This is a genomic window from Rossellomorea aquimaris (assembly GCF_001877785.1).
GTDB lineage: Bacteria > Bacillota > Bacilli > Bacillales > Bacillaceae_B > Rossellomorea > Rossellomorea aquimaris_A.
Genome location: NZ_MINN01000139.1, coordinates 146,240 through 162,556 on the forward strand (window position 1 = coordinate 146,240; position 16,317 = coordinate 162,556).

The window sequence follows — 16,317 nt, forward strand, 5'->3', positions numbered from 1 at the left end:
AGTTTAGGCAGTAGCATCTTATTTAAAAAGCGGTACCTCAACTGCCCTTTTTCGCAATTTTCAGTAAACAAAATCCCTGACTGAATTCTAACAAAAAAGGACATCTGCCGCTGATTGTCTATTAGTATAAAGCATTCCTTTATGTACGGAAAAAATGCTCTTTGAATGTGAATTTGACAGAAAAAAAGAGGCTCAGGTCTTATAAAAAAACCGCCTCGATTTTGTCTTTACGTAATAAAAAACAGGCAAGCAGAATGTCCTTGCCTGTTTTTATGCAGTGAAGAGAAGACAGCGGGAGCCCTTCCCGCCTATATGCAAGGCATGTAAACGGATTGGGCGTCCCCGATCTTCTGACTCTTCATTATTGTTGTTTTTGTTTAAGACCGTATTTTTTGTTGAAACGGTCAACACGTCCACCAGCGTCAGCGAATTTCTGACGGCCTGTGTAGAATGGATGGCATTCAGAACATACCTCAACGCGCATTTCTTCTGCTACAGAACCAGTTTCAAATTCGTTACCACATGCACAACTAACTTTGATTGTGTTGTACTTAGGATGAATTCCTGATTTCATTACTTTCATCTCCTTCCGCCCTGAATCATCTGAAACAGAGTAATTTATTACGAAGATATATGCGATATGAGCATAAGCATGGTAGTAATAGCCAGCCCCTTACCGCATCCATTTTTAAAAACACATTGATTACATTATAACAAGGACATGCCGTTTTTGCAACCTAATAAATTGGAAACGGCGGACAATAAATTTCGTCCCGAACAATAGATTAACGCTTCTTCGCTTCTTCTGTCAACACTTCGAAAAACTCGTGATTTGTCTTCGACTGCTTCAGCTTGCGCATAAGTTTTTCTGCGAAATCAGGCTGATCGGACATCGCCTTTCTGATCGCCCATAGTTTGTCCAGATGTTCCTGCGGGATAAGAAGCTCTTCTTTACGCGTACCGGAGCGGCGGATGTCGATGGCCGGGAAGATACGGCGTTCGGCAAGTGAACGGTCAAGGTGAAGTTCCATGTTACCCGTTCCCTTGAATTCTTCATAGATGACGTCATCCATGCGTGAACCGGTGTCGACAAGTGCCGTTGCAAGGACCGTCAAGCTGCCGCCTTCTTCGATATTACGCGCCGCACCGAAGAAGCGTTTCGGACGGTGGAACGCAGCCGGGTCGATACCGCCGGACAATGTACGTCCGCTTGGCGGGATGACAAGATTGTATGCACGAGCCAGGCGGGTGATGCTGTCCATCAGGATCACGACGTCACGCTTGTGCTCCACAAGGCGCATCGCACGTTCAAGGACAAGCTCGGCCACTTTGATGTGGTTTTCAGGAACTTCGTCAAATGTAGAAGAAACGACTTCCGCATCCACTGAACGTTCGATGTCGGTCACTTCTTCAGGACGTTCATCGATCAGAAGGATGATCAATTCCGCTTCAGGATTATTTGTAGTGATCGAATTCGCGATTTCTTTTAAAAGCATCGTCTTACCGGCTTTAGGCGGTGCCACGATCAGACCGCGCTGCCCGAAACCGACGGGTGCCATCAGATCCATGATCCGTGTTGAAATCCTGTTCGGTGTTGTTTCCAGTGTGATTTGACGGTCAGGATATAAAGGCGTCAGAGCCGGGAAGTGAACGCGTTCCTTCGCTGCTTCAGGCTCTTCACCGTTGACCATTTCAACATGCAGAAGTCCGAAGTAACGCTCATTTTCTTTCGGAGGACGCACCTTACCGGATACTTTGTCACCGTTACGAAGGTCGAAGCGGCGGATCTGGGACGCAGAAATATAAATATCCTCAGAGCTTGGGGAATAATTGATCGGGCGCAGGAATCCGAATCCTTCAGATTGGATGATTTCAAGTACACCTTCCATGAAGAAGAAGCCTTCCTGCTCCGCCCTTACTTTCAGGATGGCGAAAATTAATTCTTTTTTTGTTAATTTACTATAATAAGAAACTTTGTATCGTTTAGCCAACTCATAAAGCTCTTTCAGCTTCATGTTCTCTAAGTTGGAGATTGTTAATTCTTCCATTATGACACCACGCTTTATTAGTTTGATTGCTGCTTTGATTGAGTGAATTGAGTTTAGGGGATTTGCACGTTGTCTTGTTTACCCTTCCTGAGGACAAAACAATCTATGTAAAATGACCCTGTAAATAAAATGAAGAAATTCTGTTGAAGCAAGAGAATCTGAAGAAAAAACCTTATCTATTTTAACCATACTTACTGAAAAAGCGCAAGGTACCCTTTTCATCTGTTGATAACTGTTCATGACTTTTTGCTTTTTCGGTGAATTGTTTTGTGTTTGAGAAAAATAGGAAGGCAGCGTCACCTTTGAAGGGTAGGTGTGGGTGATAAGATGTTGAGGGGGAAAGTTGGCTTTCCCCTTCTCTATCTTTTTGAAGATTTCTCTTTTATTTTTGAATGGTGCTGATATACCGCTAATGATTTCCGTGGAAGACTCCGCTTTCCGCGGGTAGCCCGTGAGCCTCTACAAACTTTGAGAGGAAGCTGTCCAGCTCCAGGGCTTAGAGGCACATGTCATAAGCCAAACCGGTCAAGAAGGCAAAGAACGCCTTCGTGGCCGGTCCGTCTTATGCCACACGCCTCTGAGCAAAGCCCCTCCGCTTTTCGGATAGGAGTCTGCGTCTTCCACTACAATCAACCGCTGGAAAGTATCATTCAAAGTTACGCTCAGAATGCTGCACTTTCCCCACCAAAACTTACTACTTTATCTTATAACCAAGTTCGGTTTTTTCTGAAGGCTGTGGCGGCCGTCGATGAAGCGGACGGTTCCGGATTTGGCACGCATGACGATGGAGTGGGTCAGTCCGTGTGAGCCTTTCAGCTGGACGCCTCTCAGGAGTTCGCCGTCGGTTACGCCGGTTGCGGCGAAGATGGCGTCGTCTCCGCAGACGAGGTCTTCCATGCGCAATACCTTGTCTACATCAAGCCCCATGCTGATGCAGCGCTGAAGCTCGGCATCGTTCTGAGGGAGCAGTTTCCCTTGGATTTCCCCGCCTAGGCACTTCAGGGCCACTGCGGCAAGGACACCTTCAGGGGCACCGCCGGATCCGAATAAGATGTCGACTCCCGTGTGGTCGAATGCTGTGTTCATCGCACCGGCAACATCACCGTCATTGATCAGCTTGATGCGGGCACCCGCTTCTCTCAGCTGCTGGATGATGTGCTCATGGCGCTCACGGTTCAGCACCGTTGCCACGACGTCTTCAATATCTTTGTTCTTCGCTTTGGCCACTGCTTTCAGATTATCGATGACGGAAGCATCGATATCGATCTTGCCTACTGCTTCCGGTCCAACCGCAATTTTATCCATATACATATCCGGGGCGTTCAACAGGTTCCCGTGATCGGCAACAGCAAGGACCGCAAGTGCGTTCCAGCCGCCGGATGCAACGATATTCGTCCCTTCAAGGGGATCCACTGCCACGTCGACGCGCGGTCCGTAACCCGTTCCGAGCTTTTCGCCGATATACAGCATCGGTGCTTCGTCCATTTCCCCTTCACCGATCACGACGGTCCCTTTCATCGGTACAGTATCAAAAACATCACGCATGGCAGAAGTAGCGGCATCATCCGCTTCGTCCTTCTTGCCGCGGCCCATCCATCTCGCTGATGCAAGCGCCGCTCCTTCCGTTACACGAACCAGTTCCATTGATAAACTTCTTTCCATGTATACAGCCTCCCCGAATTCCCTTTAGTGTGAGTCCCTTCACCTGCAGGCCCCATGCCCGCAGCACCCGAAAAGGAACATTATCTGCAATAAATTTAAATTGTATAACATATTAACAGATTTATTGTAACACATTTATCGGTTCAGAGAGGCTTTTTTTCAAAAAAAGCGGGTCCAATCCTTCTCAATGCTGAGAATTATTTCAAATCAGATTATGATTTTAATTGTTCCAGCTCTTCCGCCGTCATTTTTTCACGCCAGATTGTCGCACCGAGTCCTTCAAGCTTCTCGACCAGGTCGCTGTAGCCGCGGTCGATGTGCTCAAGGCCTGTCACCTCGGTGATCCCTTCCGCCATCAGGCCGGCAATCACCAGGGCCGCTCCCGCACGGAGGTCGCTTGCTTTTACCTTTGCGCCCTGAAGCTGGACAGGTCCGTTGATGATGGCTGAACGCCCTTCCACTTTAATCGTGGCATTCATGCGTCTCAGTTCATCGATATGCTTGAAACGGGCGGAATAAATCGTATCGGTCACGACAGCGGAACCTTCCGCTCTATTCAGGAGTGCCGTGAACGGCTGCTGAAGGTCCGTCGGGAAGCCTGGATATACCAGCGTTTTGATATCGACGGATTTCAGCTTGTCCGCTTTTCCGATAAAGATCTGGTCATCATTCGCTTCCACAGGGACGCCCATTTCGCGAAGCTTCGCAATCACTGATTCCATATGTAACGGAATGACATTGTCGATCAGGACGCCTTTACCTGCAGCCGCTGCAAGAATCATGAACGTTCCCGCCTCGATGCGGTCAGGGATAATCGTGTGCCTGCAGCCATGAAGTTCATCGACTCCGTCGATGCGGATGACGTCTGTTCCGGCTCCTTTGATTTTTGCTCCCATATTGCTGAGGAGAGTCGCAACATCAATGATTTCAGGCTCTTTCGCCGCATTCTCGATGATTGTGCGGCCTTTTGCGCGCACGGCTGCCAGCATGATATTGATGGTAGCACCTACACTGACAACATCAAGATAAATACGCGCGCCTTTTAGTTCATCGGCACGAAGATAAATCGCACCCTGTTCATTTGTCACTTCGGCACCGAGGGCTTCGAATCCCTTGATATGCTGGTCGATCGGACGGGGGCCGAGATGACATCCGCCAGGAAGGCCGATGACGGCTTTCTTGAAGCGGCCGAGCATCGCACCCATCAGATAGTAGGACGCGCGGAGCTTTTTGACTTTTCCGCTCGGAAGCGGCATGGACACCATCGTGCTTGGGTCCACTCTCATTTCTCCATCTTCGAAACTGACCGTTCCGCCGATTTCTTCAAGCAGATCCTGAAGTGTGCGGACGTCTGATATATCCGGCAGTCCTTCAATCGTTACCGGCGAGTCGGCAAGAATCGTTGCCGGGATCAATGCGACTGCGCTGTTTTTTGCACCACTGACTTTAATGGTACCTTCAAGTGGATATCCACCTGCAATCTTAAGCTTTTCCATTTTAATCTCCCTTCCACTGTCCCGGTGGCGGCTTCAATCCAGCAACCGGACAAAAAGGATTATTTTTCCATACGAAGACGATCTAAGAAGTGTTATTGTCTACTAGTTTATACATATTTCGTCAAAACATGTATAGGATTTTCGATTTTATTCTCACTGGTCCAATTGACCCTGAGTTTATCGGTTATTCCAGTCATTAAGGAATGCTTCGATCCCTTTATCAGTAAGAGGATGGTTGAATAACTGCTTCAATACTTTAAGAGGGACGGTCGCAATATGCGCGCCTCTAAGTGCAGCTTCTGTGATATGCTGCGGGTGGCGTGTCGATGCAGCGATGATCTCCGTTTCAAGTCCGTGGATCGCAAAGATTTCAGCGATTTTCGAAACGAGTTCAAGGCCGTCATGGCCGATGTCATCCAGTCTTCCAAGGAAAGGTGATACATACGTTGCACCGGCACGGGCTGCCAGCAGGGCCTGGTTCGCACTGAAGATCAGCGTGACATTGGTCTTAATCCCTTCTTTTGAAAAAGTGGATGCAGCAGTCAAGCCGTCAGGAGTCATCGGAAGCTTGATCGTGATGTTCGGAGCGATTTTTGCAAGCTCGCGTCCTTCCTTGATCATGCCTTCCGCATCTGTGGCGATGACTTCTGCACTGACCGAGCCCGGTACAAGCTCCGTGATTTCCTTCAGGCGGTCTTCGAAGGTGACGCCTTTTTCTTTCGCCACGAGTGACGGATTCGTCGTAACCCCCGACACGATTCCCCATTCAAAGGCTTCTCTGATTTCGTCCATGTTTGCTGTATCGATGAAAAATTTCAAGTCTCCTACCCCTTTTCGACAAAATTTTCAATCTTTTTATAATGAACGGAGAGGACTGACCCAAAAAGGCATTACCTTCCCTGGTGCCAGTCCTCTCCAACTGCTTCATTCTTTTTCTACCACGCCTGAAAAGATCTAATCTGTTTCCAGTCACTTTCCAGACATTACCTCTATCCGCTTACGCCTGGTTAGAAGAACCGAATTCACGCATTTTACCGATAACAGTCGCTTTGATTGCTTCACGTGCAGGACCCATGTATTTACGTGGATCGTACACTTCAGAATCTGCAGCAAGCACTTCGCGTACTTTCTTCGCAGAAGCGATTTGGTTTTCAGTGTTTACGTTGATTTTAGCTGTTCCATAAGAAATCGCTTTTTGGATATCTTTTGTAGGAATACCAGTACCGCCGTGAAGTACTAGTGGTACTCCTGTAGCAGCTCCGATTTCTTCCATTTCTTTGAATCCAAGGTTTGGTTCGCCTTTGTAAGGACCATGTACTGAACCAAGTGCAGGTGCAAGTGTGTCGATTCCAGTACGTTCAACCAACTCCTGGCACTCTTTAGGGTCAGCATAGATTACGCCGTCAGCCACTACGTCATCTTCCTGTCCGCCTACAGTACCAAGCTCAGCTTCAACAGAAACACCTTTAGAGTGAGCATACTCAACCACTTTTGAAGTGATTTCGATGTTCTCTTCGAAAGGACCGTGAGAAGCGTCGATCATAACTGATGTGAAACCGGCATCGATTGCTTCTTTACATTTATCATAGCTTGAACCGTGGTCAAGGTGGATTGCAACAGGGACCGTGATGTTCAAGTCTTCCATAAGACCTTCCACCATTTTCACTACTGTTTTGAATCCGCTCATGTAACGCGCTGCACCTTCAGAAACACCAAGGATGACAGGTGATTTCTCTTCTTCTGCAGCTTGAAGGATCGCTTGAGTGAACTCAAGGTTGTTCAAGTTGAATTGACCAACAGCATAGCTGTTTTCTTTTGCTTGGATAAGCATGTCTTTCATTGAAACTAAAGGCATTATTTTTCCTCCTTTTATTCAGTCAGTGCGCCATTTTTGGTATGATAATGGAAGTGTGTTCACACTGATTAACATTGTTAACAATTTCACTTGTATCATACCAAAACATAAATGATTTTACCAACTGATGAGGCAAATTGTAAAAAATACTACTATTTTCACTATTCTAAATTCTGGGTCAAACCGGAATGTACTGCCTTACTGCCTGTCTGATGTCATCGATATCGAACGGCTTAGCGAAATGCGTCAATGCACCCAGATCCTTCGCTTCCTGGATCATATCCAGTTCCCCGTAGGCGGTCATGATGATGACGCGGATATCCTGATTCTTCTTCTTCATGCGCTTCAGGATTTCGATTCCGTCCATGCCGGGAATCTTCATATCCAGAAGGACGAGATCAGGGGAATGCTTATCCGCGATTTCAAGTGCCTGGACGCCATTCGCTGCCTGGAAGGTTTGATAGCCTTCCTTTTGCAGGACTTCGTTTAATAGAATTCGAATACCGAACTGATCATCAACAATAAGAATCTTTTCATTCATGTGACTTATCCCCTTTTTAAATAGAATCTGATTTTCGCTTAAGAACATAAAAAATCAACCGATGGATTTTGAACGTCTGTTGTCTTGTCCCCTGTCATACTCCTCTTTGATTTCCGTGCAAGCCTCCGCTTTACGCAGGGCGCTTGCACGGAAATCAACCGCTGCAACAACTTCAAACAATGTTCAAAATTAATTTAACGTATCTACTTATTTCCCACTTCTAATACTTCTCTTTTTCCGGTGAAAATTCCTGCTTATTCTCCATTATTTTACTTAGGTTCATTTTCCTTTATAATAAGCGATACAGCAAAGATTGTCGAAGGCTAATGTTCGACAGATGGAGGAGTGGAAAGATGATCAAAATGTTCACGACCCAGTTATCGGGTCTGTTTAAACGCATATCTGAAAAGCAGGAGTTTGAGATCGAGGATGCGGCAAGGCTGCTGGCCCAGGCGGCTGTCGGAGAAGGCTCGATTTACATCAAGGCATTCGGAGAGATGGAGGCGGTGACGGCAGAGGCGCTCTATGGTGCTGAACGCCTGCCTTCTGTTAAAAAATTCGAGGAGTCCACCGTGCTGACGGAAGCGGACCGCGTCCTTGTCGTGACCCGTTTGTCATCGGATGAGGAAGCGGCCCGATTTGCGGGCGGCCTGGCGGATGAAGGTGTTCCGTTTGTCGGCATATCGGGGCTTGTCCCGGACAACGAAGGACTTGCAGGACTTGCCGACCTTCATCTTGATACCAAAGTGATCAAAGGGATGCTTCCGGGTGAGGAAATCGGCGAGCGGGTGTGCATGCCGACGAGCATGGCCGCTCTTTATATTTATTTTGCGATCGGGTTTGTGATCCGGGAGATGCTTGAGGAGTATGAATAATAGGAAGGCCCGTCCAGGGATGGACGGGCTTTTTTATGCTGATTTTACTTTTTTCGCATGAATATACGTAACGGCGAGGGCCAGTACGAGCACGCTTCCTTTGATGATTTCGAATGCGTAGTACGGCAGGTTCATCATGGTGAGCCCGTTGAGGAGGACTCCGATGAGCGCGGCACCGAAGAAGGTTCCGAGGATGTTTGGTTTCCCCGCTCCGAGTACCGAAAAACCGACGAACACTGCGGCCACCGCTTCCATGAGAAGAGGTGCCCCGGCATCCATCTGTCCCGAACCGACTCTGGCGGTAAACAGGATGCCGCCGATGGAAGCAAACACCCCCGACAGGACATAGGCGATCAGTTTCACCCGCTTGATGTTCACCCCAGACAACCGCGATGCTTCCGCATTCCCTCCCGTCATATAAAGGATCCGTCCCCAGCGCGTAAAATGCATGATCACATACATCAACCCGACAAAGACGAGCATGATCCAGACGGGTACAGGCAGACCGAGCAGTTCTCCCTGGCCGATCCATAAAAACGCATCAGAAAACGTTCCCGGGGCCGTCCCGCCGCTTGCCATCGGCATATTGTTATAAATGGAGTATCCCTCTGTATATGTACGGTGGATCCCTGAAATGATGTACATCGCACCGAGCGTCGCCAGCAGATCCGGGATCCCGAGTTTGACGATCAGGAGGGAATTGAAGAGCCCCACTCCCGCGCCGGCCAGCAGCGGGATCAGGAGCACGAGCCACAACGGTGCTTCATACCACACCATCAGAGAAGCCGTCACCACCGTGGAGAGTGAAACGGTCGAACCGACGGACAAATCAAACCCGTCGACGACCAGCGTGAAAGTCACACCGAGTGCGACGAGCGTCACGATCGAAATGGACCTTAAAATATCCGACAGATTCCCGTATGTGAAGAAGAATGGATGATAAACGCTGAAAAAAATCAATATAACCGCCATCAATGCAATGGCACCGTATTTAAACAGTAAGTCTAACGTCTTTGCTTTCATTCGCTGCCGTCCCTCCTGATGCATAAAGCAAAATGGTTTCTTGTGTAGCTTCCGCTGCCCTCATTTCAGTGACGATTTGGCCGTCATACATGACAAGGATCCGATCTGAAATGGCCAGAATTTCTTGGATTTCACACGAAAAATAAAGGATTCCCTTCCCTTCTTGAGCAAGCGATTGAATCAATGAGAAGATTTCTTTTTTCGCCCCTACATCCACACCCTTCGTCGGTTCATCGAATAAAAACAGCGAAGCGTCTTCCGTCAGCCATTTGCCGATTGATACCTTCTGCTGATTGCCGCCGCTCAAGTCATTTGCCGCGACCCTTTCGTGTGCCGTCCGGATGCCGAGTGTTTTTATCCTTTCCCTGGCAAGCTCTCTTTCTGCCCTCGCGTTGATCCATAGTCGTTTTGAAATATCCCGTAACGAAGCAAAGCTGAGATTATGCTGGACAGATTCATGGATGAAGAGTCCCTCTTTCCTTCTTTCCTCAGGTACGAGCGCCATTCCGTTCTTCACGGCGTCACGCGGGCTTCGGACCCTGATTTCTTTTCCTTTCAATAAACAGGAGCCATTCGCCACCGTTGATGCCCCGAACAGTGCTTTTGCCAGCTCTGTTTTACCGGCTCCGACAAGCCCCACAATCCCGACGACCTCCCCTTCCCTGACATGAAGGTCGATCGAACGGAGCTTACGTCCGTCATCCAGCCCCTTCACTTCATAAAGCAGCCCTCCTTTTTCAGCAGGCTTCTTCACGAATTCTTCCTTAAATGAACGCCCAAGCATCTTTTCAACGACTTCTTCCGGTGCAGTCTCCTCTTTTTCTTGGATGCCGATCGTCCTGCCGTCCCTCATCACTGTGATCCGGTCGGACACGTGGAACACTTCCGGGAGCCGGTGGGAAATGAACACGATTCCGACGCCTTCTTTCTTCAACTCTTCCATCACCTCGAACAGCCTGTCGGCTTCCGATAGACTGAGAGGGGCTGTCGGCTCATCGAGGATCAGGATTTCCGCTTTCTGAAGCAGTGCCCTCGCGATCAGGACGAGCTGCTTTTCCGCCAGGCTTAATGATGAAGCAGGTAAACCCAGTGACAAGTTTCCAGCCCCGATCCTGTGAAGAACGGCTCCTGCCTCTTTCTCAAGCAACCTTTTGTTCACGAAAAAAGATCCGCCGCCTGATAAGCGGTCAAGCAGGATATTCTCGGCAACCGAAAGCTGATAGACAATCGCTGTATCCACTTCCTGATAGACACAGTGGATGCCGTGCTGCTTCGCTTCTCTCGGAGTTTGATAGCGTTTCTTTTCACCGCGGAGAAGGATGTCCCCGCTGTCCGGTGTGTACGCCCCGGAGAGGATTTTCATGAGCGTACTCTTTCCGGCTCCATTCGCTCCGAGCAGGGCATGGATCTCCCCCTCATTCACTTCGAACCTTGCTGCGTCCAGGGCCTTCACCCCTGAAAAAGCTTTGGAGATATCTCTCATTTCCAGTAAAGCGGCCATCTTCATCCTCCTCTCTTTAATCGTTGAACGAGTCTTCAAGCTCCTTCAATTCATCTGTATATCCCTGCTCGCTTGCTCCCCAGCCTTCGACATGCTTGTGAAGCTGGGCGGTTGTGATCTGTTCATCCGGAAGTTGATCCTGTTCGATGAAGACAGGTTCGAGCTTCACCGTTTGGGGTGTTTCTTCCCCTGAAATCTTTTGATAAAGGAAACGGACCTGTACGCGACCGATATCTTTAGGATCAACCGCAGCCGACGCCACCCACGGACTGCCATCCTTTTGGATGATCTGGAGATCTTCATCGCTCATATCGATCCCGTAAACTTTGATCTCATCCCTGTCAGCCGCTTCAATGGCCCTGACAGCACCCTTGGCAAATTCATCCCAGGCCGCCCATACTGCATCGATATCACCTTTATTCGGATACTGTTTCAGGATCGCTTCCATCTGTGCCTGGGTATCGAGTGCCGTATTCTGGGTCGCAGCTCCGAAAGCCGCCACTTCTTTGATGTCCGGGTTGGATTCAAGGAATTCTTTATACGCTGCCTGGCGCCTTTCCATCGGGGCGAACCCCGCCACCCATATCTTGACGATTTCCCCTTTTCCGCCTAGCTCTTCGGAAAGGGCGTTAAGTGTCTGATCCGCCATCTGCCTGTCCCCTTGTTCAAGGACGGTCACACCTTTAGTTTTTACATCAGCATCAAATACGACGACCGGGATCCCCTCGCCTTTCGCTTTCTCGACGCCTGACTGCAGCGCCTCCTTCGTTCCGTGGTCGATCAATATCCCATCGAACTTTTGATTGATGGCAGCATCCAGATTCGACGACATCTTGGACAGATCTCCATCAGAAGTGAAGACCTGGACCTTCCCTCCGAACTTCTCGACCTGCTCTTTCACACCCTCAATGTATTGGGCTGAAAACGTACCCAGATTGATCTGCATGATCAAGGCGATTTTCTTTCCTGCAAGCGCATGATCGGATGTCCCTTTCACTGCCCCCGCTTCACCATTCGATTCCTCGGAAACTTTTGGCTGGCACGCTGCCATAAGGCTCAGTACAAGCGTGATGATGATAAGAAATAATAACGGCTTTTTCATAAATGATTCTCCTCTTGTGATTTGTTTTTTTTAAAAAAATTTGCCTCTCTCATCGAGCGGTGCACTCGCTCTTGGGGAGGAGCAATAACGGGATGGTTCCCGTGAACAACAAAAAACCCCTTTTCCCGAGGGAAAAGAGGTTTATGTATCAATAAACGTGCTCTTATCACTCAGGAAATCAATCCTGCAGGTCTTAGCACCTTTCCGTCGAAACGGTAGGTTGCCGGGCATCATCGGGCCAGTCCCTCTGCCAACTCTTTATAAGAGAAATATGAAATTTATTTACTGTTCGCATGCGTATAAACGATATCTTACTTATTTGTGGAAAAATTGTCAATATTCTTTTTTGATTTTTTTGGTTGTGTATACAAGCCTGGGTATTGGGAAGCATCTCATGGCCTGGGTTTTGATTTTATGCTCGAAATCGGGTAGCTTTTGCTCGAATGCAGCCACTTTGCGCTCGAACTCCAGTTGTTTTTGATCGAAAACTTCCTCGTTATGCTCGAACTGTCGAATAATTTATTCCTCCACCAATGGCGGTCCCAATTTTTATGGGCGATATCTGCAATGTTATGGGCGATATTCTAAATTTTATGGGCGAAATCTTGATTATAAGGGCTAAATATCAAATATAAGGGCTTTCTACCGATTTAACGACAATATTCGACACCCCTACCATCTTCATACCCGCACCTGTATATAACATCGAAATTCCCTACACAAAATAACCGCCCCCCCAAACCAGGAGAGCGGCCACAAACCAAAACCAAAATCTCTTCTATTACTTCTCACCAAACGCAAGACTTGCTTCAACAAAGTCGCGGAACAGCGGCTGCGGACGTGTCGGGCGTGATGTGAATTCCGGGTGGAACTGGGATGCCACGAACCATGGGTGATCTTCGAGTTCGATGATCTCCACAAGGCGTCCGTCAGGGCTTGTACCGGAGAAGATGAAGCCTGCGTCTTCCATTTGCTCACGGTAGTGATTATTGAATTCGAAGCGGTGGCGGTGACGCTCGTATACCACTTCGCCGTCGTAGGCTGCATATGCTTTTGAACCTTTCGTCAGCTTACATGGATATAAGCCGAGGCGAAGGGTTCCGCCAAGATCTTCGATGTCCTTTTGTTCAGGAAGCAGATCGATGACCGGGTGAGGCGTATCAGGGTTCAACTCTGCAGAGTGAGCACCCTCAAGTCCAAGCACGTTGCGTGCATATTCAACGGATGCAAGCTGCATGCCGAGGCAGATTCCAAGGAAAGGCACCTTGTTTTCACGCGCATATTGAGTCGCAGCGATCTTACCTTCGACACCTCGGTCACCGAAGCCGCCAGGCACAAGGATCCCGTCAACGCCGCCAAGTTTCTCGGCAACATTTTCTGCGTCTACAAGTTCTGAGTTCAGCCATTTCACTTCGATGTCGCTGTCGAATTGATAGCCGGCATGACGAAGAGCTTCCACTACTGAGATATACGCATCCTGAAGCTCGACATATTTTCCGACGAGGGCGATCTTCGTTTTGCGGGACAGATTCGTCACGCGGGAAACGAGTTCGTTCCACTCGGTCATATCGGCTTCACGGCAGTTCAATTTCAGGTGCCGGCAAGTGATCTCATCAAGCTTCTGATCCTGAAGGGACAGAGGCACTGAGTAAAGAGTGTCAGCATCCATTGCTTCGATGACGGCATTTTTATCGATATCGCAGAACAGCGCGATTTTATCTTTCATATCCTGCGTCATCGGCATTTCTGTACGAACGACGATGACATTCGGCTGAATCCCGAGGCTGCGAAGTTCCTTTACGCTATGCTGGGTCGGCTTTGTTTTCATTTCGCCGGCAGCTTTGATGTAAGGCACCAATGTACAGTGGATGTACATCACATTATCACGGCCTACATCACTCTTGATTTGGCGGATTGCTTCAAGGAATGGAAGAGACTCGATATCCCCTACCGTTCCGCCGATTTCTGTGATGACAACATCCGAATTCGTTTCGCGGCCAGCGCGGTAGACGCGTTCCTTGATTTCATTTGTGATATGCGGGATGACCTGGACCGTTCCGCCAAGATAGTCGCCGCGGCGCTCTTTTTTCAGAACTGTGGAATAGATTTTCCCAGTCGTCACGGAGCTGTATTTTGTCAGGTTGATGTCGACGAAACGTTCATAGTGACCTAAGTCAAGATCCGTTTCCGCACCGTCATCCGTCACGAATACTTCACCGTGCTGATACGGGCTCATCGTTCCCGGGTCCACGTTGATGTATGGATCGAATTTCTGGATTGTCACCGAAACCCCGCGGTTTTTTAATAGTCTTCCAAGGGACGCTGCTGTGATCCCTTTTCCAAGTGACGACACAACGCCGCCTGTTACGAAAATATACTTAGTCATGTATATGTCCCCCTTTTAATATGATTTGGTTCAAAAAAAGTAGAGGGTGTCTCCTATGTATCCTTGTCATGAAGTTATCTTGTTCAAAGAAGGAGAAGTCCATTCCTTCTAATAAACTTCATGGCCAAAAATCTGCTAAAAGACAGCCTCTTATTTCTAAATGAATGTGAGTTGTAGGGGGAAGAGAAGTCCCGGCCGGCCTGCATCCCGTGCAGGTTCCGGCCCGCAAAAAATAAAAAACGCCCCACTCGCCGAATGGCAAGGGGAGCGTTTGAATACTCTATCCGTCCTTTTTTAAGGAGCCCAAATAAAATACTACATTCCTGAAAGAAAGAAGTCAAGCATAGAATGGGGTCGGGTAAATCTTCCTAATTCACTGAAAAATTAGCGATTTTCTTCCTCTTCATCTTCATCAGCTTCTTCTTCCTCTTCATCGTCATCAAGATCATCCAACTCATCGATTTCCAACTCTTCTTCATCGTCATCAACATCCAGGTCTTCATCAATGTCCTCTTCGATGTCCTCGTCGTCATCATCCGTCAGATCTTCATCTTCCGTATCATCCAGATCGTCGTAATCCAGGTCGTCATCGAGATCCTCATCCTCAAGATCATCGAAGTCGTCAAGATCTAGGTCCTCGTCGACTTTCTTCTTCGCCTTTTTCTTTTTGGTAGATTTCATCGTAGGGACGGTTTCCTCTTCGATTTGATCAACCGGATACCATTCACGAAGCCCCCAGCGGTTTTCGCCGAGCGCAATGAAACGGCCGTCAATGTTAAGGTCTGTATAAAATTGAACCATGCGGCTTTTAACCTCTGAATCAGAGATTTCAAGTAAACTCTTAATTTCGTTCAGCACTTCCTGGAACGTCACGGCCTGCTTCTTGTCCGTCATGATTTCATGTGCCAATTCAATAAAAGATGTTTGGCGCAATTCTTCCTTCGATAACTGTTTTAGACTCACGTTACGCACTTCCTTTCTCTATTTCAGACTCTGCTTGGAGAGCCGTTAAATCATTCGAAAAAAAATGGCACAATCCTGCCATTATCATTTTAAGCATATTACCCATTATAAACAATTGAAGAGACTTTATGCTATCTTTATCTGGCATTTCTATCATTTTTTTATTTTTGTGAATTCAGAAGGCTGCTTTCCTCTTCCCTTTCCCGCTTCACATCAGATCTGATCACCTTGTATGCTTCATAGAAAAAGTAGAAGGAGAGCAGAAGGAAGGGGATGGCCCCGAGCTGATAATGATAAAGAAGGGCAGCAGCGTAGATACCGGCCGCAATGAGCATATAGCGAATAAATGTCCTCACAATTTCACATCCAGTATAAGTCGTCTAAAAGTCTAATTATCCAATACCCATTATATAGGAAAATGATGCGTTCTACTATTACGTTACGGTAAAGAATTGTCACTTTTCTGTATATTCATTGTGGACAGTTTTTTTCGTTTCTAAACAACGCTGTTGGTTTCCGTGGAAGACTTCGCTTTCCGCGGGTGACCCATGAGTAATCCCAAAAATTGAGAAGCTCATTCTAGCCTTCTTAACTCATTTGATTCCATGTATCACGCTAATGATTTCCGTGCAAAACTTCGCTTTCCGCGGGCGGTAGGTGAGCCTCCTCGGCCTTCGCCTGCGGGTTAGAAAAGCAGAAGGGCTTTGGTCAGAGGCGGGTGGCATAAGGCGAATCGTTCACGAAGGCGTTCTTTGCCTTCTTGGGCGAGTTGACTTATGACATGTGCCTCTAAGCCCTGGAGCTGGACAAACAGAAAAGCGCAGGCGGCTCGCCCAGAGGCGACAAGCATAAGGCGAGCAAGCCG

General features: G+C 48.0%; 14 protein-coding genes and 1 riboswitch. Of the genes, 1 reads left to right on the forward strand and 13 read right to left on the reverse strand.

All coding sequences use genetic code 11. The annotated features are described in order from the left end of the window. Positions 1–361 precede the first annotated feature (361 nt). From rpmE to BHE18_RS20840, 7 genes are all read right to left on the reverse strand, one after another. Complete coding sequence (gene rpmE, locus BHE18_RS20810) at positions 362–574, reverse strand: 50S ribosomal protein L31 (protein ID WP_071620406.1); 213 nt, start codon at positions 572–574, stop codon at positions 362–364. A 211-nt stretch (positions 575–785) separates the two neighbouring features. Next, complete coding sequence (gene rho, locus BHE18_RS20815; RefSeq protein WP_071620407.1) at positions 786–2,048, reverse strand: transcription termination factor Rho; 1,263 nt, start codon at positions 2,046–2,048, stop codon at positions 786–788. A gap of 699 nt (positions 2,049–2,747) precedes the next feature. Continuing rightward, positions 2,748–3,710: a class II fructose-bisphosphatase gene (gene glpX, locus BHE18_RS20820; protein WP_071620408.1), complete on the reverse strand. Its 963-nt coding sequence runs from the start codon at positions 3,708–3,710 to the stop codon at positions 2,748–2,750. Between the two features lie 212 nt (positions 3,711–3,922). After that, a complete protein-coding gene (locus BHE18_RS20825) occupies positions 3,923–5,206 on the reverse strand; it encodes a UDP-N-acetylglucosamine 1-carboxyvinyltransferase (RefSeq protein WP_071620409.1) in 1,284 nt (427 codons plus the stop codon). A 177-nt stretch (positions 5,207–5,383) separates the two neighbouring features. Further along, positions 5,384–6,025, reverse strand: coding sequence for a fructose-6-phosphate aldolase (gene fsa / locus BHE18_RS20830; RefSeq protein WP_071620410.1), 642 nt, complete (start codon positions 6,023–6,025; stop codon positions 5,384–5,386). A 178-nt stretch (positions 6,026–6,203) separates the two neighbouring features. Beyond that, the gene (gene fdaB, locus BHE18_RS20835; protein WP_032086946.1) at positions 6,204–7,061 is read right to left on the reverse strand and encodes a class IIb fructose-bisphosphate aldolase FdaB; all 858 of its coding nucleotides are present in this window, start codon (positions 7,059–7,061) and stop codon (positions 6,204–6,206) included. A gap of 178 nt (positions 7,062–7,239) precedes the next feature. After that, on the reverse strand, positions 7,240–7,602 hold the full coding sequence (locus tag BHE18_RS20840) for a response regulator (protein WP_032086947.1): 363 nt from the start codon (positions 7,600–7,602) through the stop codon (positions 7,240–7,242). A 353-nt stretch (positions 7,603–7,955) separates the two neighbouring features. Between BHE18_RS20840 and BHE18_RS20845 the strand changes: the two genes are divergently transcribed. Beyond that, a complete protein-coding gene (locus BHE18_RS20845) occupies positions 7,956–8,477 on the forward strand; it encodes a DUF2529 domain-containing protein (protein ID WP_071620411.1) in 522 nt (173 codons plus the stop codon). A 33-nt stretch (positions 8,478–8,510) separates the two neighbouring features. Here BHE18_RS20845 and BHE18_RS20850 read toward each other — a convergent pair whose 3' ends face one another. From BHE18_RS20850 to BHE18_RS20875, 6 genes are all read right to left on the reverse strand, one after another. Continuing rightward, the gene (locus tag BHE18_RS20850; RefSeq protein ID WP_071620412.1) at positions 8,511–9,500 is read right to left on the reverse strand and encodes an ABC transporter permease; all 990 of its coding nucleotides are present in this window, start codon (positions 9,498–9,500) and stop codon (positions 8,511–8,513) included. Continuing rightward, positions 9,469–11,007 (reverse strand): sugar ABC transporter ATP-binding protein, encoded by a 1,539-nt coding sequence (locus tag BHE18_RS20855; RefSeq protein WP_440480404.1) that lies wholly within the window; start codon positions 11,005–11,007, stop codon positions 9,469–9,471. The genes BHE18_RS20850 and BHE18_RS20855 overlap by 32 nt, the downstream gene beginning before the upstream one ends. A 10-nt stretch (positions 11,008–11,017) precedes the next feature. Further along, positions 11,018–12,103, reverse strand: a complete 1,086-nt coding sequence (locus BHE18_RS20860) for a sugar ABC transporter substrate-binding protein (protein ID WP_071620414.1) — start codon at positions 12,101–12,103, stop codon at positions 11,018–11,020. A 160-nt stretch (positions 12,104–12,263) separates the two neighbouring features. Beyond that, positions 12,264–12,370, reverse strand: a riboswitch (SAM riboswitch). 514 nt (positions 12,371–12,884) lie between these two features. Next, entirely contained in the window at positions 12,885–14,489 is a 1,605-nt protein-coding gene (locus BHE18_RS20865) for a CTP synthase (protein WP_071620415.1), read from the reverse strand. A 384-nt stretch (positions 14,490–14,873) separates the two neighbouring features. Next, entirely contained in the window at positions 14,874–15,452 is a 579-nt protein-coding gene (rpoE, locus tag BHE18_RS20870; protein ID WP_071620416.1) for a DNA-directed RNA polymerase subunit delta, read from the reverse strand. 161 nt (positions 15,453–15,613) lie between these two features. After that, on the reverse strand, positions 15,614–15,808 hold the full coding sequence (locus BHE18_RS20875; RefSeq protein ID WP_071620417.1) for a hypothetical protein: 195 nt from the start codon (positions 15,806–15,808) through the stop codon (positions 15,614–15,616). Positions 15,809–16,317: the final 509 nt, after the last annotated feature.

Bases quoted from the DNA above. Each gene is read 5' to 3' on its own strand.
- rpmE (WP_071620406.1), bottom strand. From the start codon at position 574: ATGAAATCAGGAATTCATCCTAAGTACAACACAATCAAAGTTAGTTGT.
- rho (WP_071620407.1), bottom strand. From the start codon at position 2,048: ATGGAAGAATTAACAATCTCCAACTTAGAGAACATGAAGCTGAAAGAG.
- glpX (WP_071620408.1), bottom strand. From the start codon at position 3,710: ATGGAAAGAAGTTTATCAATGGAACTGGTTCGTGTAACGGAAGGAGCG.
- BHE18_RS20825 (WP_071620409.1), bottom strand. From the start codon at position 5,206: ATGGAAAAGCTTAAGATTGCAGGTGGATATCCACTTGAAGGTACCATT.
- fdaB (WP_032086946.1), bottom strand. From the start codon at position 7,061: ATGCCTTTAGTTTCAATGAAAGACATGCTTATCCAAGCAAAAGAAAAC.
- BHE18_RS20840 (WP_032086947.1), bottom strand. From the start codon at position 7,602: ATGAATGAAAAGATTCTTATTGTTGATGATCAGTTCGGTATTCGAATT.
- BHE18_RS20845 (WP_071620411.1), top strand. From the start codon at position 7,956: ATGATCAAAATGTTCACGACCCAGTTATCGGGTCTGTTTAAACGCATA.
- BHE18_RS20850 (WP_071620412.1), bottom strand. From the start codon at position 9,500: ATGAAAGCAAAGACGTTAGACTTACTGTTTAAATACGGTGCCATTGCA.
- BHE18_RS20855 (WP_440480404.1), bottom strand. From the start codon at position 11,007: ATGAAGATGGCCGCTTTACTGGAAATGAGAGATATCTCCAAAGCTTTT.
- BHE18_RS20860 (WP_071620414.1), bottom strand. From the start codon at position 12,103: ATGAAAAAGCCGTTATTATTTCTTATCATCATCACGCTTGTACTGAGC.
- BHE18_RS20865 (WP_071620415.1), bottom strand. From the start codon at position 14,489: ATGACTAAGTATATTTTCGTAACAGGCGGCGTTGTGTCGTCACTTGGA.